The 26,037-nt window shown below is 37.5% G+C and carries 20 protein-coding genes; 7 read left to right on the forward strand and 13 right to left on the reverse strand.

What is annotated here, in order from left to right:
- Positions 1–225 precede the first annotated feature (225 nt).
- Complete coding sequence (locus tag HME9304_RS03510) at positions 226–4,398, forward strand: ATP-binding protein (protein WP_112377273.1); 4,173 nt, start codon at positions 226–228, stop codon at positions 4,396–4,398.
- 305 nt (positions 4,399–4,703) lie between these two features.
- On the opposite strand, the gene HME9304_RS03515 is transcribed toward HME9304_RS03510, so the two are convergent.
- The gene (locus HME9304_RS03515; protein ID WP_112377274.1) at positions 4,704–7,337 is read right to left on the reverse strand and encodes a metallophosphoesterase family protein; all 2,634 of its coding nucleotides are present in this window, start codon (positions 7,335–7,337) and stop codon (positions 4,704–4,706) included.
- A 566-nt stretch (positions 7,338–7,903) separates the two neighbouring features.
- On the reverse strand, positions 7,904–8,194 hold the full coding sequence (locus HME9304_RS17150; protein WP_239023424.1) for a HipA domain-containing protein: 291 nt from the start codon (positions 8,192–8,194) through the stop codon (positions 7,904–7,906).
- A 591-nt stretch (positions 8,195–8,785) separates the two neighbouring features.
- Here HME9304_RS17150 and HME9304_RS03525 point away from each other — a divergent pair.
- The 3 genes from HME9304_RS03525 (at position 8,786) to HME9304_RS03535 (ending at position 9,943) form a co-directional block, all read left to right on the forward strand.
- Complete coding sequence (locus HME9304_RS03525) at positions 8,786–9,178, forward strand: fatty acid desaturase family protein (RefSeq protein ID WP_239023383.1); 393 nt, start codon at positions 8,786–8,788, stop codon at positions 9,176–9,178.
- 66 nt (positions 9,179–9,244) lie between these two features.
- On the forward strand, positions 9,245–9,436 hold the full coding sequence (locus tag HME9304_RS03530) for a cold-shock protein (protein WP_112379715.1): 192 nt from the start codon (positions 9,245–9,247) through the stop codon (positions 9,434–9,436).
- Between the two features lie 162 nt (positions 9,437–9,598).
- Positions 9,599–9,943 (forward strand): hypothetical protein, encoded by a 345-nt coding sequence (locus HME9304_RS03535; RefSeq protein WP_112377275.1) that lies wholly within the window; start codon positions 9,599–9,601, stop codon positions 9,941–9,943.
- 155 nt (positions 9,944–10,098) lie between these two features.
- Here the strand turns inward: HME9304_RS03535 and HME9304_RS03540 are convergent, their stop codons facing one another.
- The 6 genes from HME9304_RS03540 to HME9304_RS03570 all read right to left on the reverse strand — a co-directional run bounded on the left by HME9304_RS03540 (position 10,099) and on the right by HME9304_RS03570 (position 16,524).
- Positions 10,099–10,368: a hypothetical protein gene (locus tag HME9304_RS03540; protein WP_112377276.1), complete on the reverse strand. Its 270-nt coding sequence runs from the start codon at positions 10,366–10,368 to the stop codon at positions 10,099–10,101.
- On the reverse strand, positions 10,349–11,197 hold the full coding sequence (locus HME9304_RS03545; RefSeq protein WP_112377277.1) for a prohibitin family protein: 849 nt from the start codon (positions 11,195–11,197) through the stop codon (positions 10,349–10,351). Before HME9304_RS03545 ends, HME9304_RS03540 begins: the two co-directional genes overlap by 20 nt.
- A gap of 765 nt (positions 11,198–11,962) precedes the next feature.
- The gene (locus tag HME9304_RS03550; RefSeq protein WP_164674752.1) at positions 11,963–12,631 is read right to left on the reverse strand and encodes a M15 family metallopeptidase; all 669 of its coding nucleotides are present in this window, start codon (positions 12,629–12,631) and stop codon (positions 11,963–11,965) included.
- Positions 12,615–13,700 (reverse strand): alanine/ornithine racemase family PLP-dependent enzyme, encoded by a 1,086-nt coding sequence (locus HME9304_RS03555; protein WP_164674754.1) that lies wholly within the window; start codon positions 13,698–13,700, stop codon positions 12,615–12,617. Before HME9304_RS03555 ends, HME9304_RS03550 begins: the two co-directional genes overlap by 17 nt.
- Complete coding sequence (locus HME9304_RS03560; protein ID WP_112377280.1) at positions 13,697–14,776, reverse strand: N-acetyltransferase DgcN family protein; 1,080 nt, start codon at positions 14,774–14,776, stop codon at positions 13,697–13,699. Before HME9304_RS03560 ends, HME9304_RS03555 begins: the two co-directional genes overlap by 4 nt.
- Positions 14,777–15,963: 1,187 nt before the next feature.
- Positions 15,964–16,524, reverse strand: a complete 561-nt coding sequence (locus HME9304_RS03570; RefSeq protein WP_112377282.1) for a helix-turn-helix domain-containing protein — start codon at positions 16,522–16,524, stop codon at positions 15,964–15,966.
- Positions 16,525–17,086: 562 nt separating this feature from the next.
- On the opposite strand from HME9304_RS03570, the gene HME9304_RS17200 reads away from it, so the two are divergent.
- Together HME9304_RS17200 and HME9304_RS03580 are read left to right on the forward strand one after the other, a co-directional pair.
- The gene (locus tag HME9304_RS17200; protein ID WP_262510369.1) at positions 17,087–17,218 is read left to right on the forward strand and encodes a hypothetical protein; all 132 of its coding nucleotides are present in this window, start codon (positions 17,087–17,089) and stop codon (positions 17,216–17,218) included.
- Between the two features lie 121 nt (positions 17,219–17,339).
- Positions 17,340–18,722, forward strand: a complete 1,383-nt coding sequence (locus tag HME9304_RS03580) for an exonuclease domain-containing protein (protein ID WP_112377284.1) — start codon at positions 17,340–17,342, stop codon at positions 18,720–18,722.
- A 659-nt stretch (positions 18,723–19,381) separates the two neighbouring features.
- On the opposite strand, the gene HME9304_RS03590 is transcribed toward HME9304_RS03580, so the two are convergent.
- The 4 genes from HME9304_RS03590 to HME9304_RS03605 all read right to left on the reverse strand — a co-directional run bounded on the left by HME9304_RS03590 (position 19,382) and on the right by HME9304_RS03605 (position 23,980).
- A complete protein-coding gene (locus tag HME9304_RS03590; protein ID WP_112377286.1) occupies positions 19,382–20,158 on the reverse strand; it encodes an aldose epimerase family protein in 777 nt (258 codons plus the stop codon).
- Positions 20,155–21,456 carry a M20/M25/M40 family metallo-hydrolase gene (locus HME9304_RS03595; protein ID WP_112377287.1) on the reverse strand — a complete coding sequence of 434 codons (1,302 nt, stop codon included), beginning with the start codon at positions 21,454–21,456 and terminating at the stop codon, positions 20,155–20,157. Before HME9304_RS03595 ends, HME9304_RS03590 begins: the two co-directional genes overlap by 4 nt.
- 32 nt (positions 21,457–21,488) lie before the next feature.
- A complete protein-coding gene (locus tag HME9304_RS03600) occupies positions 21,489–22,469 on the reverse strand; it encodes a PLP-dependent cysteine synthase family protein (protein ID WP_112377288.1) in 981 nt (326 codons plus the stop codon).
- Between the two features lie 269 nt (positions 22,470–22,738).
- Positions 22,739–23,980 (reverse strand): ABC transporter permease, encoded by a 1,242-nt coding sequence (locus HME9304_RS03605; protein ID WP_112377289.1) that lies wholly within the window; start codon positions 23,978–23,980, stop codon positions 22,739–22,741.
- Between the two features lie 3 nt (positions 23,981–23,983).
- Here HME9304_RS03605 and HME9304_RS03610 point away from each other — a divergent pair, with 3 nt between their 5' ends.
- Entirely contained in the window at positions 23,984–25,210 is a 1,227-nt protein-coding gene (locus tag HME9304_RS03610) for an exo-beta-N-acetylmuramidase NamZ family protein (RefSeq protein WP_112377290.1), read from the forward strand.
- Here HME9304_RS03610 and HME9304_RS03615 read toward each other — a convergent pair.
- Positions 25,207–26,037 carry a sterol desaturase family protein gene (locus tag HME9304_RS03615; RefSeq protein WP_112377291.1) on the reverse strand — a complete coding sequence of 277 codons (831 nt, stop codon included), beginning with the start codon at positions 26,035–26,037 and terminating at the stop codon, positions 25,207–25,209. The two genes, HME9304_RS03610 and HME9304_RS03615, sit on opposite strands and share 4 nt — an antisense overlap.

Genomic DNA, 26,037 nt, shown 5'->3' on the forward strand with positions numbered 1-26,037 from the left:
ATTTCTAGTATGAAGTAAAGTTTCCCAAATTTTAACATATTTTTTAACAAATTGGGAGAGTAATTGGTTGAATACCCTATACGTATTCGCTTTCAGTAAGGTTTTGGGAATATGTCATCCCTTTTTGACGAATACGTCAATATCCAAAATGCATACTATTAATTTGTACGCTGATTTTTAGTTTTTTAGAAGTTAAAAAAGTACCTTAAATCTAAGTAGAGATAAATGGCCATGTGCAATTTGACAGATACTATTTTAATTGAATCCACAAGAATAAAACTCTTTTCTTTTTATAGGAAAAAGCTTATAGCAATCCGTCTGTTTCTTATGGTGAACGTAACCAGTATTGGTATGTTAACGGCACAACAGGCTATCGGTTTCAAGCATTTTGAGCGCACGTTTAGGCAAGATTCACAAGTTGTTTTTGATTCACTGGGCTATGCATGGATATCTGGCAATGAAGGATTGTATAAATATGATGGATACGATTATTTTTTAACACCCTATTCTGAAATTATGAATAAGGAGTCGGTCAACACCCGAAACCTCATTTTCAAAAAAGATAATGAACAGGGCTTTTGGTTGGCAACTATCGATGGTGACCTAATACGTATGAGAGGTATCGGAAACTACACTTCCTTTAAAATAGACCGGAAAATACATCAACGGATTTCCACAATACAACCCGAAGAGAATTTCGTATGGTTTGGTACATCGAACGGTAGTATCTACCGCTATGATTACAGTACCTCTAAAATAGATAGCATAGCTACCATACCTTATAATGATGGCAAACCGCAAGATATCAGGACAATTGCGTTTACCGATCCAAGGACCTTATGGGCAAGCACTTTTTCCGGAATGGTCTTTCAGTATCAGCAGACAGGATCAGGAGCTTCTTGGAAAAAGCTGGAAGGTCCTTATTACACTCCTATGGGTGGGCTTACGAAGCTTGTTGCGGACAACAATGGGAGGCTTTGGATAATTTCGGAAAATACGGGGCTTTATGTTTATAATGTCAATGATTCCAAGTTTTTTGATTATGCAGTGACCCTATCAAAAGAAAATCGGACCAAACCCCTTTTCATCTCCATCTATTTTGATGGTACTAGCAAAATATGGGCCGGTACCGATGGCGATGGTCTGTATAGGATAGACATCACGAACAATAAAATAGACCATTTTACCTATAAGAGTTCAAATAGGTTTTCATTGAGCAACAACACTGTATTAAAAATTAATGAAGACCCCAATGGAAATATTTGGCTCTTGACCAAAGATGGCTTTATAGATGTTTTACCAAAGGTAGACCAAGGTGTGGATTATTACAGTGGCTCCGAAAATGGCGCCCCAAAACCAATATTATCGATTTTGAGGACAACTTATGGTGAGCTTTGGTTAGGCACAGATGGTTTTGGGCTGAGTAGGATTCTAACGGATGGACGAATCTTGCAATATAGTATGGAGAAAGAAGGAAACGAATACTTTCAGGGAAAATTCATACAATCTATAGAGGAAGACAATAAAGGTAATATTTGGATGGGTACCTATCAGAATGGTTTGCATCTGTACGATAGGGCCAACAATAAATTTAAGCGCATACCTATTCGAGACCAAAACGGTAGGGCCGTCTCCGATATACGATGTGTTTACAAAGATTCAAAGGGTAGAATCTGGGCGACAACAAGTCTGGGACTCCATGTGTTCTCGGACAAGCAAAAAGCCATTACATCTTTTGCCATTGATGGGAAAGGGCTTAAGGGAACTATCTCGGAAAGTATTTTGGAGTCCAAAGATGGAACGTTATGGATAGGTGTCATTAATGGTGGGTTGTTCAGGTTTAAAGAGGATAGTGTGTCATTTTCGGAATCGACTTTTGAGCACGTTCCCATTTCTAAGGATGGTCCAGAACAAAATGATGGTGTGACGGTCTCTAACCTAAATCTGGATTCCCAGGAAAATTTATGGTTTACATCACGAGGTGGAGCATTGATACAGCTGAACACACGTGACCTGAGTTATATGGATCACGGAAAACTCGAAATTCTGAACGATATCAATATGCTCTCGCTTTTATTGGATGCCGAGGACAAGGTTTGGATAGGAAGTACATCGGGCCTCCATAAATTCGATAGCGAAAAGGGCGTCCTTCGGTCTTATTATGCTACCAATGGATTTCAGGGCGATATATATAAAAGGGGCAGTTCGTTCAAATCCGATGAAAACAAACTATTTTTTGGTGGAAACAACGGTGCAAATGCATTCTATCCCACTAATCTTATCGATAAAGTCCATGATGCGAACCTTTATATCAATGGCATCGATATCTTGCACAAACCTGCCGAAGAATTGATACCGGAGCAGATAGATGGGAGTTATGAATCCATAACATCGTTAAAACTGAAGTCGAACCAATCCTCATTTTCATTCCGCTTTTCCGCAATCGATAATCTGTTAAGTACAAATTACAATTACACATACAAACTCGAAGGATTTGATGAGGAATGGATCGTGCCTAAATCAGACTTAAGGGCCACCTATACCAATGTGCCGCCTGGCGATTATGTTTTTAGGGTCAAGGCGGGTACAGAAATCAATAATTGGGATATTGGGCCAAAACAACTTGCCATTTCAATTTCGCCTCCATGGTGGTCGACCATCTGGGCCTATTTAATATATGCCCTTGTTGCAACGCTTTTGTTTTTTGGGGCATACCGGTGGCTTCAATTAAGAAACAAACTACACCAAGAAGAATTACTGTACAACAATGAAAAAGAGCTATACGCCTTGAAGATGAATTTTTTCGCAAAAATGAGCCATGAAATCCAAACCCCGCTTGCTCTTATTTTAGGCCCCATAGATGATATGCTCCATAATGCGACTGTCAACAAGAATCGATTACTGATGCAGCGACTTACGCTCATCAAAAAAAACGCTGAAAGGCTTTCAAGGATATCAAAGGACCTGACCACCGTTCGAAATAAGGAATTGAACCAGCTCAAATTAAAGGCATTAAAAAATGACATTGTAAAGGATATAAAAAATATTGCAATGTCTTTTGATGAGCAGGCCAGGTTCAAAAAAATAGATTTTATCCAAGAGCTTCCAAAGCACGGAATCTTAATGTGGTACGACAGCGACAAGATTGAACATGTGATGTACAATCTTTTGTCAAATGCTTTTAAGTTCACGCCCTCTGAGGGTACGATTACCTTGAAAATTTCTGAGAACGCAGAAAAGGAACAAATAAAAATTTCGGTAATCGACACAGGTTCAGGTATTCCAAAAAAAGAGCTCAAAGATATTTTTACCTTGTTTTATCGTTCAGATTCCGATAAAAATCTCAGTGGGTCTGGTATTGGGTTGGCGTTGACCAAAGAATTGGTAAGTATACACCATGGAAAGATCAAAGTAAACTCTTCCAAAGGAAAGGGCAGCTCGTTCCATATATATCTTCCAACAAGTGAAGATGTTTTTAGTAATGAAGAAAAAATAAACGATAATCATAGTGGTGTGCTGCACGACCACCAGGAAGATGAGTTTAATGCCCCCGAGTCCGAGCCTTCAAAAAGCGAAATATCCAAGGAAAACAGAAATCATCGCGTTTTGATCGTAGAGGACAATGTTGAAATGCAGATTTTCCTTAAGGATCTATTGATAAAGGATTATGAGATAACTATAGCGGAAAATGGAAAGGAAGGTTTTGAATTTTCGAAAGAACAGGTGCCAGATCTTATTATAAGTGATATTATGATGCCTGTAATGGATGGAATTGAAATGAGCCAATTGTTGAAACGAAACAAAAAAACTTCCCATATTCCCTTGGTACTGCTTACGGCAAAGAATACGACAAAATCAAAATTATTAGGGCTTCAATCTGGAGCCGTGGCCTATATCAACAAACCTTTTAATCCACAAGAATTGGTGTTCAAAATCCAAAATCTCCTAAAGAGCAAAGAACAGATCATTTCAAAGGTCAAAACAGATTTCATAAGTAGTGGGGCAAGTGAACTGCCCGAATCCAAAGACCATACTTTTTTAAAGGACTTGGTAAAGAATCTCAACAATAATATCGATGACTCAGATTTTAAATTGGAACAACTGTCCGATCTAATGAACATGAGCTATTCCGTTATCTACCGAAAATGTCAGGAAATTACTGGAAAAACCCTGGTCGAATATTATAGAAGCCTTAAAATGAAACGGGCTGCGCTTTTAATCGTCGAAAATGGTTATAACATTTCTGAAGCAGCCTTCATGGTGGGCTACAAAGATTCCAAATATTTTTCAAAATGTTTTAGGGGCGAATTTGGAACTGCACCCCAATCCATGAAGAACGAAGGACAGAAAATGGACATGAACGCCTTATTTAAAAAGTATGGACTCAAGTCCATTTAAGATTCCTGGAAAATGATACATTCGATTCGTACATGCCTCTGAAAACCGAACCGTGATCGGAAAGTGTTTCCCCCAATCGATAGCCACGAATAATAGGCTCGTTCTGGGCAGGGGTATTTTGGCGCCCGTTATTTTAGATCAAAAATGGCCATGATAATCTTCGATATTGATTTCTATAAAAGATTTATCGATTACTTTTCTTTTACATCAAACGGTACGGGCCATATTCAAAGAAACATTTTCCAAAAATTTATTTACAGATAGGGAGACTACGTATGGTCAAAAATGCTTTGCCGATCGTTCCCTTAGTTTTTCTTTTCAAGGTCCAATTCAATAGTCCTTCTTTGTCCGGCTTTTGCCTTTACCCTTTCCATTTTCTTTTCAAATCCAGATACGTCATTTTTTATAAGGATGGTGTAATAACCCTTTTTGAAAACTTTGGGCTTAAAAAAGCTGTTTCCCATTCTAATGGAATATACCATACCGTTATTTTCATCAAAGATGGTAATCGTTGGTTTTTGATTTCCCTTCAGTTTAATGCTAGGCAGCCAGGCCACAGCCTCTCGCCCATAATTATCTTCCTGTAGAATGGTAATGGGAAAACCCGGATATTGCTTGTTTTCCTTTGCGGTCGGATCTACAAATCTAGGCCAACATTGGGTCTTTATGGTCCTATTCTCTTTATTAAAGGTTACAAGACCATAGCCCACGGCCCTATCATGCAGTATAGCGGGCTCTTTGTGGTTCTTATGGGGATTGGCTACGGCCAATACCGTCATTTTGTTCCCAAAACCGTCGATATGTTTGCCTGTATATGCGGGATTTTCATAAGTATGCCCCAAAGAATCAACATCAGGCCAAAACCTTCTGGGCCAAATATTGTTCAAGGCGGGGCCTGCAAAGGCAAAACCACTATCGCCATGCGCTTTTACGCCATATTGTACAAAACTGGCCAGATGTTGGTCCCCGGCAATATGGAAAGCGAACCCTTTTCTAATAATCTCTACCGCCTTGTCGCGCTTTGATGATGGCCAACCATTGGAATCCATATCCACTGTGGGTCGGTCACCTTTAATGTATTCCCCTTTTTCGGGGACATCCAATGAAGGAATTACTGCACCTGTCTTGGCTCCTTCAGGTAGTGTGGCCACCGTTGCAAAATTGGTTTGGGACAGCACTACTTTCATTTCAGCATTTTCTGACCAATCGCCGACCCATGTTTCAAGAAAGTGCTCTTGTCGCTCACCTAGTAGATCGGCTTCTAGGTTCTTGTATTTTTTTATGTCGAAATCATCGGCCATAATCCAACCATTCTCGACCTGGGCTTCTCTGGGAAGAATATGTTTAGGTGCTGATTTGAACTTTCTGTCCTCAAGAATGGCAAAACTTATACCAGCATAGTTCCAATGTGCGTAATAGACACCGATTCCTTGTTTCACAGGTGTGGGATCAAACGCATCCGGTAAGTGGCTGGTCTGGGTAAATTGTACCATATTGACCCAATCGGCGGGCATTTTATACCCTCCTGAATCTTGGGCAGAGGCACCAAAGCCGTTGGTTGTATCGGCTTCCTTTCCACTTTCACCCCAAATATTTCCATGGTATACATCATGGTCGTCAGGTATTATGGCACAGGGTCTATGTCGAAACAGTTCACGGTACGACCAGCCGAACATGTACCACTTTCTAAGGTAGTCCAAGCAGCTCTTGTCATAATCACCTTTATAAACAGCTCCAAACCCTCCAGTTCCCTCGTAGAATTGGTCTCCCAAAAAGAGAATGACATCAGGAGCTAATTTTCCGACATTTTGCGGTATATCACTATCGGGAAAACCATAATGAAAGTTACAACTGAACACAGCGGTCTTTAACGTTTTGTCATGTATTGGCTCTTTGGCGACAGTGCCCCCGTATATATATTCTTTTACTTTGTTTGCAATGGGAAGTGAAAGGACGATTCTGTATGGAACGTCGAATTTTTTGACCCAATCATCTATGGTAAAGTTGATGGCTCTCCCCTCATGGGATATGTCAGTTTTTTGAAGGGTCTGCCAAGAATTGTTCTCTTTGATTTCAAATCGTACTTGATGACCTTCAATCTGTTCAACAGGGGCCAATTGGGCCGTCAATTTTAGTTTTTTTCGATTAAGGGTATATTGGGCAAAACATATGGGACCAAAAAAATGCGCATCGTTGAATGTCAATTCTTCCGATCTGATCGACCATTCTTCAAAAGCTACCGAAGGTATATCTTCTTCAAAACGCCGACTCCCGTCGGTACTGTGTGCCACAAGGGCAAAGTTTCCGGTAATCTTTGATTTAGGGAAATCATTTTTATTATAGGAAAATAGTATTTTACCAGTGTCAGAATCAATGATTTGAATTTCAAGCAGATAATTGTCGTCCAAAGGTTTTGCCTTTACCAGTAATACAAATTCCTCGGGGAGTATTCCCAGACTCGTGAGGATGGTCTCTTCTCCTATGACCAGATTTCCTTTATGATTTAAACCAATATCCGTTCCCACTCCAAATACGGCGGCGGATCTATAATCATCCACCGGACCCTTCGCTCCCAAACGAATGCCATAGCATCCGTTTTTTAATTGCTGTAAAGCGTTATTTAAAATAGAAACCTTTACGCTTGTATTGAAGCCTAAAAGTTTTTCAGGCATTTGAATGGGAAGCAGGTGTAAATTCCTGTTCGGAGCTGTTACACCGCATACGGCTTTTCCGCCCTTAATTGTCCAGTCTTGTAACCGATTTCCCCAATATTCCGGGCCTACCCATTTCATGTCCGGCCAATTTTGCCACTCACTCTGAAATTCTACCCCTACTGGATAAGGCCATCGGTCAGTAAAGGTCTTTGAAAATACCGAATTCGATAGATAAGGTATTGCCGAACCAAGTATAATTGTTTTCAAATAATCTCTACGCTTCATTTCTATTTGCGTTTAAGGCTAAAATAATTGGATTTAGAGAAATTTCCATTACAAATACAAATGAATTGTTTTTATGAGGTAAATATGTTTGTCGCAGCAAATCTTCATCCAAATCAAGAACTTAAAAACATATAGTGGTAAAAAAGTTTTTTTAAAGTATGATTTTGTTTAGTAATTATCAATAGCTATAGAAATTTGATGCTTTACATTTAAAGTAGATTATATAATCTATAGAAATCAATGAAAAATCAGAATCATTGCCAAAATACAACAGACCTGGACTCGCCCGAATGTTCTAAATATAATAAATTCCTGCAAAGCCTTTGTCAAGATTTTTTGCGGTAATGGGATACAGGGTAAAATAACATCTATATGTCAAAACATGCCAGACCTTGATTCCAACAATTTATAGCACTCCCCCTCCATATCATCTGAAAGAAACGAGATTTCTATCAACTCTTTCCATTCCGATATTCTTCCCTGCATTTCTCTAAGAATTACCGTTATTGTTTTTTCGCCGAGTTGTAATCGCTCTTTTGCATAATAGTTTATAAAGTCCGGTGCCTTTAAATTGTGTTTTTCATTTTAAGGGTCAATACAATTTCTTCACCAGGACTTTTGATGGCAATTGAGGTATTCAACAAATCGTAAGCCAGTGGCAAGGTTGTTTTTCCATCTTCTGGGATGAGGCAAAAGTTCTTTAGCTGCATATCCTCATTTCCATTAACATGACAAAAGATAACCCTTTTAAAAAAAGGGGTCTTTTCGACCAAAGGAAATGAGCAGAATTCATCAAGGACCGGAACCAATTTTTCCATGGTAAAACCATTTTTGGTATCCCTCGTGTTTCCAGTCAGTTGTGCAAAATCCTTGACAGTAAATTTTTCCCTTTACCATGGCAATCAAAACGCTTGATAAAATACGATGAACTACCATCTTTGGGATAGACCATCCCGTGAACGGGTACATTTAAACCAAAGAACTGTCTCATTACTTTTTTAATCTATTGTCCTATTTTAAATAATAAAATATTGAATATCAGTATTTAACATACAATTGGGGAACATTGCATAAATAACAGATACCTTTATTACGTTAAAATTCGGAAAGCTCCGATTAATTTAGTCTTCCAAGATTCACAATTCATTTCAGCTCTCTTCATTTTTAAAGCAATAGTGCAAAAAATAATTTTAAGCTAAACATAGATATAATGACTGTGGTTGGGACACAGTTTGCACAATGAGATTTTTTTTGTGTACGTCATCCTTTTTTATGCTTATCCATAATTCTTAAGGCCATAGGCTTGGAGGATTCAAAACAAAAACGTTAGTAGTATCAAAAATCCAACTTTTTCAGAAAGAACAAATACTGATTTCTCAAGGATATTGAGAAGAAGGGTTAACAATTATTTCAAAACAAAGAACATTAGTAAGCATACCAACAAAAGAATGATTACAAAGAATGTAGCAATATTAACCTTGTTCTTCGGTCAATTGGTTATGTTCAATATTAGCCTTTTGATAAGTCCATGGTTGCTTTTTATACTGTACATCACAAGTGGAATAGGGATGCCAGGAATTGGCATATTCATGATGCACAACGCCATACATGGCTCGTATTGCAAAAGCAAAAAAGTAAACAAGTACTTAGGCTACACCATGAACCTCATAGGCGCTAACGCTACGGCATGGAAAATCCAACACAATTATCTGCACCATTTCTATACCAATATAAAAGAGGCCGATGATGATATAAGTTTATCTTTTTCCTTAGGTTTTCTCCAAATGCAAAGAAAAATACAGCTTATTACTATACCGAATAATCCAATTTTAAGAACATAATTAAACAAATAAATGAACATTGTAAAACGAATATTGAACAAAATAGTAAACCATAAATACAAAGTAATGAAAGAAGGAACAGTAAAATTTTTCAATAGTGCCAAAGGTTTTGGTTTTATTAAACCCAAAGATTCCGATGAGGACGTTTTTGTCCATCAAAGCGGTCTTATTGACGAAATTCGTGAAAATGACAGTGTCAAATTCACTGTGGAGAGAGGCGAAAAGGGAATGAACGCGATAAATGTGAAGTTGTCCTAAAAAACCTCTAATTTCCTTATAAGTTAAAATGCCACCTTTAAAGGTGGCATTTTAAATATTGTCTGTTATTTTCTTAATCAGTAAACGAGATATCTGCATGGCAGGAGAGTTATTGAACATAATTCGCAACAGTTAAACTACCTTTCAAACAAAATTAAGACAATGATGAGAACGATGTTGATTTTTATATTTCTGATTTCATTGGGTATTTCCCCTATTCAAGAAACAAGCCAAATAAAAAAAATAGAAGGGGTCTTTCTTGGGCGTGCTGAGAATGGATACTCGTTTTGTGGCAAAACAGCATTGGGTATGGAACAAATAGTTATTTTTGATGAGGTCCTGTCAGTTATACTTGAAAAGTATCCACTACATGAAGATAAATACATTGGGGAAAATTTTATCATCTCGTTTATTGAGAGTATAATGATTTGGCGAGATGATAAGGAGAAAACATCCACAGTTATACGCTTACAAAAGCTTATGCCAGGTCAGCACCTTAAAGGGTGAAAGTTTGAAAATTACGGCGTCAACTTTTACCTAAGAATCAGAAGAAGAAGATGTTACGATTTTGAGCATCTGGTGTTTTGGGGTGTATGCCGACAAAACTTCTAGTTTAATTGAAAATAAACTTTAAGAATGACTTTTTGTTCTCATTCCATCTTTTAAAAGGACGAAAAAAGCATTACGGTAATAGAAGCTGAAAGGATAAAAGTGGTAGAACTAAAAGTACCGGCCAACCAATTGTGTGCCAATTTTCCAAAAATATTCATGGGAGGGTCGCCATAATAATTATATTGGTATTTTTCAATCATATGATATCTATATAACCCTCTAACGATGCCCACTATCAAGTGAATAAACAATAGCATCGTAATGATAGATCCTGCATTCAAATCCTTGGATATTCCCACACTATTTTTTCTTAATTGCATCTCCTACGCCAATAAAAGGGATGGCCCCTGCACCTGTTACTTCAGGTAGGATTCCGTTCCATTTTTCTATGGCCTTAAGGTTCGCTTCTATCTTTCTTAGCTCAATAAGGTCCGGGGAAATATTCATTTTTTGTAATCGTAACGCCTCGGCTTCGGCTGTTCCCGCTGCAATTGTCTGTTCGGCTTCGACCCTAATCCGATCTAGGTCTCTTTTTGCCTTCAATGCATTTTGTTCAGCAGTTTGCTTAGCTTCGATGGCATCGGTAAACGTTTGTGAAAAACTAAATGAAATGATCGAAAAAGCGTCTACGGATATATTGGAAGCTAGTAACCGTGATGTAAGTGCTTGCTGCATCTCGGTGCTTACAGCAGGTCTCTTAGTAATCAATTCCTCTGCTGTATATCTGGCAGAAACTGCTTTCATTACTTCTTGAATTGCAGGGTCAATGATACGCTCCTTGAATTCAACGCCAATGGTTTGATATACCAAATTGGCTTTGTCTGGTATGATATGATAATTAAGTGCTACGGATAGGTCTACATCCTGCAGGTCAGAAGATGAAGAGGCCGCATCCGTCATTGCCTTTTGAATTTTTACGTCCATTAGGATGACCGTTTGTACTATCGGTATCTTAAAGTGGATTCCCTCATTCAACACTTTGTCCTGTACGGCACCAAAATTCTGGACAACTCCCCGCTCACCTGCACCAATTTGAACCCATGGTCTAAATGCAAACAGCAATACCACCAATGCTGCAATAATGATCAGGTTTCTCGATTGCCCTTTTTTTAATATATTTTTTATATCTCCCATAGGATCATTATCCATAGTAATTTAGGTTTAATTATAAAGATAGGCTTTCCCATACCTAAGCATATTATACTAATTCAAGCAAATCTTACATAAATCACACGTGGTCTGTTAGGGACAAGATCCCATTAGTCTAAGTTCTCTTAATTATAAAGTTTATCGCTATGAAAAAAAAGCGATTCCAAAGGAAAATAAAGTATGCGATTTAACTTCTAGCGAAAGACTATTCTTAATATAAAGGGCATTTTAAGCTATTCTCGAGGTGTTTTAAGAGTGAGTAACGTCAATATAGGATGAGTTGGCTTTAAACGGTGCTATGGGCAGGCGAACTGAGTCAAAATTCTAGGTGCCAAAATAGCTTGTATCACTTATTTTATCTATCATAGCACCGTGTTAAACTTACCCTAATAGTGTTATGTTTCCAGTATCTTTGCGACTTAAGATTTGTGTAGATAAAGGTGTGTATTACGCCTATCACAAATAAGTTAATAGAGAAGGAATTATGAAGCAGATAAAGAAGGGGTTTCAGGACAGCAATAGTGGTTTTGAAAGGCCATTGTCCCGTCATGAGAGTTGGAAAAATAACCGTAGGCATACTGCCTTAAAATTAATACGGTTTTCTTAGTGACTAGGAATGCTAAAGAGGGCTTTCGCCCTTTTTTTTGTTTCGTCTTGTGAAGTAATTATTATATAGCAAACGTCTTTTGGTCGTAAGAGGAAAATCAACCAAGGGTTTGGTGATAGTAATTAAACCTTTACTTTTCATTCAGTCGGTTCATATATCTAGGTTATGGGCCCATAAATGGCATACTCCTTTTCTTTTTCAATGGCCCAAACAACATTGCCATAATCAAAATGCCAATATTCCTTCAAATCACATACAAAACCTTCGCCTTCAAATAGACCAATAAGTAAGGCCCTATTTTTTCTCGCTTTAGTACTAATATTTGGATGATTGGGATAACATTTTTTTGAAAGATCGATTTCCAAACCATTGTTGGTTCCAAAATCCATCACGCTATCTTCAAGTTTGTCATAAATCAAGGCATCCACTGCCCCACCTGTGGCATGCATGGTCATAGTTGGGGGAGCAATAAAATAGCTTATGGTTTCTTTGATTTCACTATTGGATTTTTTGGGATGTTTTTTTTTAAAGGAAGTAAATGTAGTATCCCAAAGAAGTTGCTGATGTTGATAAGACCTCCAAGCAGAGCGAATAATCAGGATTTTATCCTGCTTGTCCAACACCTTGCTGATTCGGCCTATTTTTTCAACCATATCTTCTCTGATCAAATATTGATAATCTTCCAAAATGGATGGCTCAAAAATCAAATTAAAATTCGTGTGCATCAAACTCACTAATGGTGAATGATTTTCCCTTATCCAAATGGAGGGTGCGAGAAGTTTATGCTGAAGGTCTTTTGCCTCGACAGCTTCACAGTATGTTTGCACATTCATATTGATTGATCGTGTTTTTTACAATGCTAGGGGTGCAAAATACGCTTAACAATGCGCTATAATTCAGATTGAACGCTACGGTATTCCCAACTCTTAGACTTGTTTTAGTATTGTCTATCAACATGTGGTCACTGGTGGCACCCAGTACAATTATTTCTTGTTTTGGGGTAATTCCTGAAACAACAACGTCCTGTGTTCCAATTGCAAGAACGGCTCTATCCATAAAGCCTTTGTTCTTAAACCGAGGGGTATTACCACTTGCATTTTGATATACTGTCCCATAGGGTTGTGATGGTTTTCTTTTTGCTTCGATTACCTCGGCCATTAGAGTGAAGATATCTGTAAAAAGTCCTAGTATCGGTTTTCTACAAAGTGCTTCTCTACCCAAAAAAATGGATTCCCCCACTCGTAAGCTATTTATTCTGCCCACATCTTTTGAAGATGTAAACCATTTGTAATTTGCGGAGTTTCCGCCGGACACCATGGCCAGGGTGATTTTAAATTTTTCTTCCAAACGGATCGCTATTGAAGACAATTCGTTCATTTTGTCCTCATCAGGACTTATTCCTCCAAAGCAGGCAAGATTTGTTCCTATGCCTACCAAGGCCAGGCCTTTCAGTTTCAACACCACTTTTACAATGGCATCCATTTCCGATGGCATAATCCCTTCCCGTAAGTCCCCAAGCTCCACCATAAGAACAACCTTATGTATGATATGGTTCTTTAATGCATATTCCGAAAGTTTTTTTAGAACTTCCAATTCAGAGTTTAGACTTATGTTCGTATGGGTAACCACATTTTCTACCTGGCTGAGTGCTGGTGTTCGGAGTAACAGGTATTGTGCCCTTATACCTGCTCTACGCATTTTTATGATATTCGCAATTCTGGAGTCTGCAAGGATTTCAATACCATTTTGAACCAAAACATCTGCGATTATTGGATTGCCCCCGATTACCTTGGTCACCCCAATTATATCAATGCCCTTAGAACCATACAGTTTTTTCAACTGTTGCACGTTGTGGGCAATCTTTGCTAAATCAATATCGATTCTGGGAAGGTTCAAATCAACACCGACTCTCTTTTTAACTCTGGAAATGTTTTGACCAACTGTTTTACCAGTTTATCGCATCCGTGCAGTAAGACATCCGAAACAGGTAGATTATATTCTGATTCATACTGATTTATTACATGACCCACTTCTGCTTGGGTCATGTTTTCATGGTTAATGGTGATGGCTATAACTTTTGATTTGGAGAACACCTCTATCATTTCAATCTCGTCTACCAAGTCCAACAAAGGAATTTTAGGGTAGTCGCAATAACTTTTCCGCTTTGGGGGATGCTGTAGTATGATTGCATCGGGCATTGCCCCCCGAATAATGGCACTTGAAGAAGTAAACGCAGGGTGGCTTAATGCTCCCTGTCCTTCAACAACAATGATATCGGGTTGTTCTTGCTCATAGGCATTTAAGATGGCGTTTTCAACCTCACCAGTAGCAAACCCAGATGTTAAGACGTCTATGGCCACTCCGTATTTGGAGCCTTGGAGCAGGCCTGTTTGGCCAGTTGTCACAAAGACAGCGTTAAGACCTTCATTTCTTAAGGCTTCTACCAATACTAATGCCGTAGTTCTTTTACCCACCGCACAATCAGTGCCCATTATCGTAATTATCGGAACCTTTACCTCTTGAATACGTCCCGAAAAATTATGGAGGTTTTCACGTTTTGGAGGCTTTCTAACATCCAGTATAGTTACTCCATAATTACGGGCCATACGGGCAAATTGAGAATTCTCGCTAAAAAATTCGGGAAGACCATTAACAATGTTCATCCCACTTTTCATAGCGGTAAAAATCATTTCTTTTTGTTCATCGTTTAAAAAGGAAGCGAGTGGGGCGATGCCGTAGATAAAATATTCAGGGATAGCGTTTAATTCTTCTAAGGCTAGTGCTATACTTTCAAAGATGGGAATGGCATTTTTTACACCATCAAGATATTCTCCTGCATCCTGACCAGCCTTTGAACTATCTATGACCCCAACGATATCATAGGTCTCCGACTGCCGAATAAGTCCATTCGCCACTTTACCATCTATATATCCAAATTCATTCTCGCAATAAATTAAAGCCTTAGCTCTCATAAGTTATATTGTTTAGTTGTCCGAATCTATAGTACTACCTCAAAAGGTTTTAATTCTCTATCAAAACAAACCTATGCATTAGCGTTAGCTGACCCTGAACCGTTTTTTGATTATACCAATAATCCATTCATGCGTTATGGTTGATTCTTAATAGTGGTGCAGATTATCTTGAGATTATGATATGCTTCAATTGAATTGGAAGAACATGCAGGGATAAGTATGGAATCCCTTTTCTGCATAAAGTTGGGATTACCTCCTATAACAACCTCGGTCTTTCCTTCAATTCTATGGATGAAGCAGATAAATGGGGATTCCTTGTGGGGCAATATCTTAACAAAATCAAATGCGAATGCCTGTATGCCACAATTATTCTGAACACCTATGTTTTTACGAAAATAGCATTAGACTTGAACTCCAATATTGCAGCTAAGTTAAACGTAATGAATTCTTCAAATTCACCTGTGTCCATAATTTAAAATATAATATAGTATTCCTTTTGTTCTACTCCGTTCTTTTTTTGGCATCCCGTTTTGCTCTTTTGGCGGCTTTTTTCTCTTTAGGCGTACTAGAGGGCGTTGTTTTTCCTAATTTCTGTTTTCCTTCTTTTTCTCTTGACATATATTTTACTTTTATTGCTTTATGAAATTGAAACAGCGACCCCCAACATTATTAATAAAAGCACAAAACAAATAGCGCATTTTCTCACGGTGTTTATTTATAATTGCTGTGTGCGATACAAAATCGCTTGACCAAAACAATGGTTGCTACAATACCAGACCATTTTGCTTTTCACAAAAAAAAGAGCAGTATTTTTTAGTTCCTGCTCTTTTTTGTGCCTTTAACAATCTAAAAGCACTTATCAACAAACAAAATTAAATTCTCTTCCTCCCAGTATTGTTCAGGCCATGTTTTTGAAATTTCCCGAAGTCATTTCTTGATTCTGATCAAATTGGGTTTTAGGTTTTTCTCCAATTCCTTCCATCTTGCAGTTTCTTGGTTTTCATTATCGAACACGGGCCTAAAGACATCTCTAATTTTTTGAGAATCCCGTAAACCAAATTGTTCTTTTCGAATATGTCCATAAATGTTGTGTATTTAGTAATGTTCATTAACATTATAACAGCGAGTAAAGATGCGACAGAAACAAGGGAATTTTGCTATATAAATATTTGTGAACCTTACATATATCACAGGTTTTCCAAATTTTGCTGTCTTTTTTTCTTCATTTTTTTGAAAAAAGATGGTGTGAGACCAGTAACTTTTTTAAATTGATTTGACAGGTGCGATGGGCTGCTGTAGTGGAGTTTATAAGCAATTTCGGCCAAATTAAGCTCATTGTATAGCAATAATTCTTTCGCCTTTTCGATTTTATGTTTGATAATATAGTGTTGTATGGTGATTCCTTGCACTTCAGAAAATGTATTCGCCAAATAGGTATAATCATATCCCAATTTTTCGCTTAAGTAACCAGAATAATTTGTTTTTGGAATTTCATCATTGTAATGAACCATTTCAACTATTACATTTTTTATTCTTTCGATTAATATACTCTTCTTATCATCCAACAATTCCAATCCGGACTTGAGCAGATTATTCTTGAGTTGAATTCGCTTTTCATGGGCAATTTCTCCCATAATTTCAACCATGCCTAGATTCAATTTAACGTAATCCAGTTCCAACTTTATCAGTTCTTCCTTTACCAACATTTTACAGCGAAGACTGACCATGTATTTTATATATAATCTCATATCCTTAGTTTAAAAATAAAGGTGGTCACCTAGCTGGCACATAACCATCAATAGACTTTTATATTTTAAATCCCAGAAAATTAAAAACAGGTTTCCGCGCTGAATAATAGGATTCTAATGCTCTTGAAGAAAGTGAAAGCGATTGCTTCTTAAAGGTAGTCAATAAATGGTGTTTTGATGTATTAACACAAAAATCATTTTTAACTTTTGAATCCAATCTAAGAGATATTGGAAGATTAAAAATGGGACCTGTTCTTATTAATAAAGCAATAATTAAAAACAGAACCTATTCCAAATATTCCTTAAGGAAATCCCACTTTGAGAATTCCATTAACCGTCCCACATAATGTAAGCCACCTCTATCAAGATGGCTTTTTATTCATGATAAATCTAATTCGCGTTATTGAATATTATCGAGAAGTTTGTCCTTATAAATTAGATGAAAAAGATATAATTTTCGATGAAACTCTCCGTCCATACCTTTTATCCATTCTTTTTTTCGTAGAACGATTGCTTTATGCTACCATCTTAACCATTGGCATCTTTGTAACAAACAAATCCCATGAAAATCCTACTAAAAAATATTAAGAAAGAGTTTACTCCAGATAATATGACGGCGGCCATTAGCTGTCTAATAATTTCCATAACCATTTATTTTATTTTGGCTGTTATAAACAGGGAAATCCTCTTGTAATAAATAAAGGCCCCCTTTTTAATTTAAGATAAAACAGAAAATACAGTATTCTCGTTAAGCACTTCCATTTGGTTGCGCTTCACTTTATTCCTAAATTCAAATAAAAATTGATTTTTAGGATTTGTATACAATTATAGACATAGAGACCACTGGAAATGGAATAAAGGGAAACAAGATAACCGAGATTTCCATTTTTAAGTATGATGGCGAGAAAATAGTTGATGAGTTTACATCATTGGTAAATCCCTGTTGTCCCATCCCATATTTTATTACAGGATTAACGGGAATTGATAATGAAATGGTTCGGGACGCTCCCACTTTTGAAGAGGTTGCGAATAAAATAAACGAAATTACCAAGGATTCCATTTTTGTGGCACATTCTGTTAATTTTGATTATGGCGTCATCAAAGAAGAGTTCAGAAAAATAGGAATCGATTTTACCAGAAAAAAGCTGTGTACCGTCCGTTTGTCCCGAAGATTAATACCAGGTTTACGATCCTACAGCTTAGGCAAATTATGTTCGGCCATAAATATTCCTTTAACAAATAGACATAGGGCAAGAGGTGATGCACATGCGACAGTATTGCTTTTTCAAAAATTAATAAACGCTCCCAAAGCAACAGATATCTTCCAAAAATTCTTGAATGCAAGAAGTCAAGAAGCCACACTGCCACCACATCTCCCTAAATCAATTTTTAACAATATCCCACAAAAGCCTGGGGTCTATCATTTTATAAATCAAAAAAAAGAAATTATCTACGTAGGAAAAGCAAATAATTTAAAAAACAGGGTTTTGGGGCATTTCTACGATAAGAGCACAAAAGAGATTAAAATGTGCAATGAAACAGTAAATATCAATTTTAAGCTTTCTGGCAGTGAGTTGCTTGCACTTCTAATGGAATCAACGGATATAAAAGACTATTTTCCAAAATATAACAGGTCGCAAAAAAGGATAACAAAACAATATGCCATTTTTGGCTATGAAGACCGAAAGGGTATAGTACACCTTGCCTATAACGCCTTAAAAGGTACACCCAACCCTTTAAGAATATTTTATAATCAAACAGATTGCAGGGCTTTTTTAGAAGAGCTCTGCCAAATTTTTTCTCTTTGTCCCAAATACTGTAATCTACAAGATACCAATTCTCCTTGCTCTCACCATTTCATTAATTCTTGTAAGGGCATCTGCACTTCCAAAGAATCTGTGGTCGATTATAATAAAAAAGTGAAAGCGGCCATCACAAGCATAAAAGCAACTCTTTCAGAGGCAAGAATCATTAAGGAGGAAGGAAGAAATAGTAATGAAAATGCTGTTGTATTGATTGACGAAGGAATCTATAAAGGTTATGGATTTATAGATAATGAGTCCGAAATTTCAACAAAGGAAGATATCGAGGCTTTTATAATTCCACAAAAAAATACTTTGGAGACAAATAGAATCATAAATTCTTATCTACTGAAAAAAAATGTTCTGAGCAAAAAAATTCCTGTGTATTCAAGCTAAAAACCAAACACGTCAATCCTTTATTTTCCTGTACATATGTACAATGAAAATGAACCATATCAAAAAGATGATGGCAATCACGATTGAATATATCAGCACAAAATCCACTACTTTTTATATTTCAAGTAATTCATAAAACCCAACATTGTAGGTGCCCAGAATGCAATAAAAATGGCATCCAATTTTTTTCCTTGAAGGAAAAGTGTTTCGGAAACAATGATGATAGAAATTACCACAAGAAGCATAATACAATTCATCACTCCAATCCTCTCAATAAATTTTCGGAACATTAAGCGTATTTCGTAAGATTATACCCTCTAATATACCCAATATAACGTTGAAACATTTAAAAAAATTGTGATTTTTTTAACAAAAAAGCGTTAGAGTTAAAAATGCTTCCAATTGGGATATTTCAACAAACTGATTTTAGATTGAAGAATTTTGGTATCTCATGCGGAAACTACAGTTAATTTTTAGAAATATTATGTTCTAGATATTATGTCTTAAACAATTACTTTTTAACTATTCAAAAAAAAATCTGGGATATGATTTGAAAGATATGCTATTGCAGATAGTATCGAACTTATGTATTAGCGTTAATTCTTCATAAGCTGTAAATAAATACTAGGATTAAAACTAGCTAGTAGATTATACAAAATTTAATCGACCATTTTTAAAATGACCTTGAAATGTTCAATATCCATTACGTATTGGAATCCTTCATGTAGTTCTCTTTGTTCAACTACGTAGGGATAAAAAGTAATAGGTTCTATACAGACCATATTATTTACTTCCGTCCAACACATAAAGTGCCCAAAACCTTCGGTTTCAATTGCAATTGATTTTTTATCTTTTAGTATAATTGAATTACAGTCAGCAACTTGCAAAGCCCTACTACCGACCTTCAACACCTCTTCCAGAGTAATCTCTCTTTGACCAGTGCTAATGATTGGGCTATCGGTATACAGTTTAAATGCAGGATGATATCCCAACATAAATGGCATATTGCGTTCTCCTGAGATTTTAAAGATAATTTCCAGAGTTGAATTGTTCAGTTCAAAGGTTTTTTCAAAGCAAAAAGTAAAAGGCCACATTAGCCATTGTTCGGTAGATTTTTTAGGATACTTGGAATTTTTGACAGGTGTTCCCGCAATGTATTCTTTTTTGAAAATAGCTGACGTATCGGTATTGGAAATCAGTTGATAATCCAATTCGCGCAGAATACCATGTTGATCCTGTATAGCGTTACCTTTGGAGACCTGTACCCTAAAATCAGCTTCGTTTACCGGTCCTATAATCGGAAACATTTCAGTATCTGAACTTGACCATCCCGGACTACCCTTTTGATGTATAAACTCATGGCCACTTACCTTAAAACTAACAAGTTCTCCTCCATCTATCCCAACCGAGCTATTTACATTTTCTAATAAAATCATTGTTTGGTATTGATAAGTCTGTGGATCAAAATTGCGGTACGTTTGGTCAGCGCTTCTATAGTGTTCAGATTGACTGTCTCTTCTGGCGTATGTGCACCAGAACCCATAGTGCCCAAGCCATCCAAACAATCTACGTACTCGGCAACAAAAGAAACATCTGCCGCTCCCCTTTTACCGGGGTCGTATGCCAAAACCTTTCCCTGGTCTAAATCGATACTTACTTCGTTCAAAATATTCAATAAAGCTTCATTCCCTTCTGTAGGCTTCATGGCTGGATAACTATCTGTAAAGGATATTGTTGCCGAAGTGTTTGGAAGGTTATTCGATACAATTTTCTTCATTTTCCCCCTTGCCCTTTCTTTCTGCTCTTCAGAAATAAACCTAAGTCCTCCCCTGACCAATGCTTCTTGGGCAACCACGTTGGTCTTTCCAAAAACGTCCCCCTTGCTGGTGGTATTATCAAAATTTACGAAGGTTCCTCCTAAAAGTGTTCCTGGATTGAAGGTGAGCAGATCTTCTCCTTTAACATCGGTATAGAATTGATGCAGGATTCGCGACATCTCGAAAATAGCACCTGCTCCCACCCTATCATTAAAAATTCCAGAGGAATGTGCCCGCTTGCCTTCCACTTCAACAGCCCAACCAGAGGAACCTCTTCTTGCCACAGTGGCATAGTTAAAACCTGTTGAGGTTTCAAAACCCAGTGCAATGTCGCTCCGTTTTGCAGCATCTATCAAATCCTTTCTACTGATGGACAAAGGTTTGCCCGTGCTTTCTTCATCCCCTGTAAAAGCGGTGATTATTTGTGCATTTTTTAGCAATCCGTTTTCATGAAGTGCTTTTAATGCATACAATACAATGACATTGCCACCTTTCATATCGTTTCCACCTGGAGCGTGGGCAATGCTATCGTTCACCATTGTAAATTCTTGAAAAGGGCTATCTTCTTCAAAAACGGTATCCAAATGACCAATGAGCAATAGTTTCTTTCCTTTATTCCCGGACGTTTCAGCAAAGAGATGGCCTGCACGATTCATTTTTTCTGGCATTTCGATCCAGGTAGTCTTAAAATCAATTTCTTCAAAGGCATTACTAAAGACCATGCCCACTTCTTTTACCCCTTCAGAATTTAGTGTGCCGCTATTGATGTTGACCACTTTTTCCAAAAAGGAGATTGCATCGGTATTATTATTTTCAACTGATGCAATAATTTTCTTTTCTATTCTTGAAAGATTTTGGGCAACTAGAGTGATGGTCAGCAAAAAACTGCTAACAGTGAGGAGGTTCTTAATTGACATAAAATCGGATTTTGCCCCTAATTTAGAGAAAATTAATCGATATATCCTTTCTCTCGCATCCAATCATCATTGAACATTTTGCCCACATATCGACTACCGTGATCGTGAAACAATACTACGACCACATCGTCTTTTGAAAAGTGCTCTTTTAACTGTAACAATCCTTTGATGGCCGCCCCGGCAGAGTTACCCAGAAACATGCCTTCTTCTTTTGCTAAACGTTGGGTATAAACCGCTGCATCTTTATCGGTCACTTTGGTGAAACCATCAATAATTTCAAAACGTACATTTTTGGGCAATATATCTTCTCCTATCCCCTCGGTTACGTAGGGATAGATTTCGTTTTCATCAAAAATACCCGTCTCATGGAACTTTTTAAAAACCGAGCCGTAAGTATCGATGCCCCATACTTTTACATTGGGATTCTTTTCTTTTAAATAGCTGCCTACACCGGAAATGGTACCACCTGTGCCTACACCGACCACAAAATGGGTCACTTTACCTTGGGTTTGCTCCCAGATTTCCGGTCCCGTACTCAAATAATGGGCCTTACAATTTGACGGATTGTCATATTGATTGACGTACCAAGAATTGGGAATCTCTTTGGATAAGCGTTTGGCAGTAGAATAATAACTACGAGGGTCTTCTGGAGCTACGTCTGTAGGGCAGACATGAACTTCGCTACCAACCGCTTTTAGAATATCTATCTTTTCCTTGGATTGTTTGTCACTGATGACACAGATCATTTTATAATCCTTTACAACTGCTGCTAAGGCCAATCCCATTCCAGTATTCCCAGACGTGCCCTCTATAATCGTTCCTCCTGGTTTAAGGATTCCTGCAGCCTCGGCATCTTCAATCATTTGAAGTGCCATCCGGTCCTTTACGGAGTTCCCAGGATTAAATGTTTCGTATTTTGCCAGCACTAAACAAGGTAGGTCAGCAGTTAAAGCATTGAGTTTGACCAAAGGAGTCTTTCCAATAGTTTCGAGTATATTTTTAGCGTATTCCATAATCGCCGCAAAGATAATCAAACAAGATGTAGTTGTTCCTTGTTCCTTGTTTCTTGTTCGTTATTTAGAGACATTGTTCGGCATTCAAAAAGAACTTTTGTTTGAACATTGAGTTTGTAGTTGTATTTGGGTCTAGGGTCTAGGGTTTCGGCTAAAAAAGTAAAATTAGAACTTGTGTTTATACCTTGAACTTGAGCTTATACTTGGATTTTTGAACTTGTATTTGAGTTTAATTTTTGTATTTGAATTTTATGTTTGAACCTATACCCTCACTCAAACTTAATGGCCTTTACCGGGGTTATTTTAGTAATAATGTACGAAGGCAACAAAAGCATCAACAAACATAAGAGCATTACACCCAGATTTAAAGATAAAATCATTGGAACATCAATGTGCACAGGAATGTATTCGATATAATACTCTTCAGGATTTGGAAATTTGAACAAGCGATATTTATCTTGAAGGTATAACAAACCCAAACCAATACCGTTACCCCACAGCAAACCTATAGAGATTAGATAAGCTGCGTTGTACAAAAAAACTTTTCGAATGCTCCAATTTTCACACCCCAATGCTTTTAGAACACCTATCATCTGGGTACGTTCCAAAATAAGTACGAGCAATGCCGTAATCATATTGATGCCTCCAACAATAATCATGATACCAATGATAAGTGCAATATTAAAATCGAAAAGGCTTATCCATTCGAATATTCTAAAATATTTGGTCTTGATATTTTGCGTATCTAAACTGGAAAGTGTTTTTCCGTAGATTTCATTGCTTTTTTCTTCCAATTCGTCAAAGTCTTCCAAAAAAACCTCAAAAGTTCCAATTTCATCAGCTTTCCACCTGTTCATACGTTGTAGGTGGCGAATGTCAACAAAAACATAGGTAGTATCAAATTCCTCAAAACCACTGTCGTAAATACCAACAATATTGAATTTTCTGGTATTGGGAACTTTAGAAGCGTCCCCATCTTTCAAGAAAAAAGAAAAAAATGAGTCTCCGACCGTTAATTGCAATCTATCTGCCATGATTCTAGAAACCAAAACCTCATCATTTAGATTTTTCGAATAATCAGGCAACCTTCCGTCAATTATAAATTCCTCGAAAACATTCCAATTGTAATCTTGGCCCACACCTTTTGCAAGCATCCCTTCAAACGTATCTTCAGTTCTTATAATCCCACCTTTGGTAGCAATGGCCTGAACATGTGAAATGCCATCGACATCCTTGAATTTGGGATAAAACTCCTGTTCCAAAGAAACAGGCACTACGGAAACTTCGGAAGTATTGTTATCGAAATTGGAGATTTGGATATGGCCATTAAAGGCAGCAACCTTTTCACGGATTTTTTGCTTGAGCCCCACACCTGTTGCAATGGCAATCAACATCATTACGATACCGATGGCAATTGCTGCTATGGCAATTTTTATTATAGGAGCGGAAATACTAATTTTATGCTCCTTCCCTGTAATCAGGCGTTTGGCAATAAACAATTCTAAATTCAACGAATGTCCGTTTTATCTATTTTCAAAAATACTGCTTTATTGTTGTTTTTACTGTTTTCTTCATGCAGGGGACAGGAAAAGGAAATTGTGCATACCGCCGACCATAAAGAAAAAGATACTCTATCGGCAATTAAAGTTGCTGCGAATAGAACAACGGAATATCTACCATTACTCAAAAATAAAAATGTTGGAGTGGTGGCCAATCAGACCAGTGTGATTTTTAAAGAAAATGGATACACCCATTTAGTGGATTCATTGGTTTCCTTGAAGACGAATATTGAAAAAGTATTTGCGCCGGAACATGGGTTTCGTGGTAGAGCGGATGCAGGCGAATTGGTCAAAGATGGTGTGGACACCAAAACTGGACTCCCCATTGTTTCACTTTACGGGAAGAACAAAAAACCTTCCGAAGACCAACTAAAAGGTCTGGACATTATTCTTTTTGATATTCAAGATGTTGGTGTTCGGTTCTATACCTATATCGCAACGCTACAACTGGTCATGGAAGCTTGTGCAGAAAATAATGTTCCAATCGTTGTTTTAGATAGGCCTAATCCCAACGGGCATTATGTAGACGGCCCTACTATGCAAAAAGAGCATACAAGCTTTTTAGGGATGACCACTATCCCTTTAGTATACGGAATGACTATTGGAGAATATGCGAAAATGATCAATTCCGAAAGATGGTTGCGTGAAGAAGTCCGTGCGGACTTGACCATAATCCCACTTGAAAATTATTCCCATCAATCCAAGTACCACATCCCAATTAGACCCTCGCCAAACCTCCCCAACGATGTTGCCATCAATCTCTATCCAAGTCTAGGCCTTTTTGAAGGTACCAACGTTAATGCAGGAAGGGGAACCGAGTTCCAGTTTCAACGCTACGGAGCATCATTTTTGGATAGTAATCTATACGATTTTAGCTATGTTCCCAAACCTAATTTTGGTTCCAAAAATCCAAAAGAAGAGGGCGAAAAGTGTTTTGGAAAAGATTTATCAGGACATGCACAGATGAATACTGTTTCCTTACAATGGTTGATGGATGCATATATCAATGCTTCGGATAAATCAAAGATTTTCAAAACTGAATCCTTCACTAAACATGTAGGGACCAATAGTTTGCAGAAACAAATTGAAGCGGGACTCTCAGAATCAGAAATTAAAGCAACCTGGCAGAAGGATTTGGAGTTTTTTAAAATAATTAGAGAAAAGTACTTAATTTATGATTAATTGTTTGTAGTGGGTCTTCTATATTTATGGAAAGGCTGCTTTAGCAAGCCCCATATACTGCTGTTTTCCTTTTCATCGGGGAAAGTATCGACACCGTAAACTATCTTGTCCACATCCATTTTCATGTAAGTACCGAAAAGCCTATCCCAAATTGAAAAGATATTACCATAATTGGAATCTGTATAGGGAAGTTGATAATGATGATGCACCTTGTGCATATCGGGGCTTATTATAATCCAACTTATGGCGTCATCCAATTTTTTTGGCAATCGAATATTGGCATGATTGAACTGTGAAAGCACTACGGACAGACTTTGGTACAACATAACTATGCCTATTGGCGCCCCAACAAGAAAAACACCTGTTAAAGTGAAAGCATATCGAATCAAGCTTTCCAGGGGATGATGGCGATTAGCCGTTGTCGTATCTACATTATGGTCGGAATGGTGCACCAAATGTACCATCCAAAGCGGCTTTACCTTATGCTCTACAAGGTGTGCCGTATAAGCCCCTATCAAATCCAGAAGCATAACACCGAGAAGCACGTACAACCACAAGGGCATTTCTGGCAGCCAATTGATGATTCCGAATTGGTTTTCTACGGACCAATCCGCGGTTTTTAGCAACAAAAATGCTAGTGGAAAATTGACGATGATAGTCGTCAACGTAAAGAAGAAGTTAGGAACGGAATGGCGCCATTTTCTGTAATTTACGCTAAATAGAGGTACGATACCTTCCAGTATCCAGAAGAAAGTGATACCCCCAACTAAAATAAGACTTCTATGTAAAGGGGGAATGCTTTCAAAATACGTAATCAATTGTTCCAT

Origin of the sequence: Flagellimonas maritima (genome assembly GCF_003269425.1) — a bacterium.
Taxonomy (GTDB): domain Bacteria; phylum Bacteroidota; class Bacteroidia; order Flavobacteriales; family Flavobacteriaceae; genus Flagellimonas; species Flagellimonas maritima.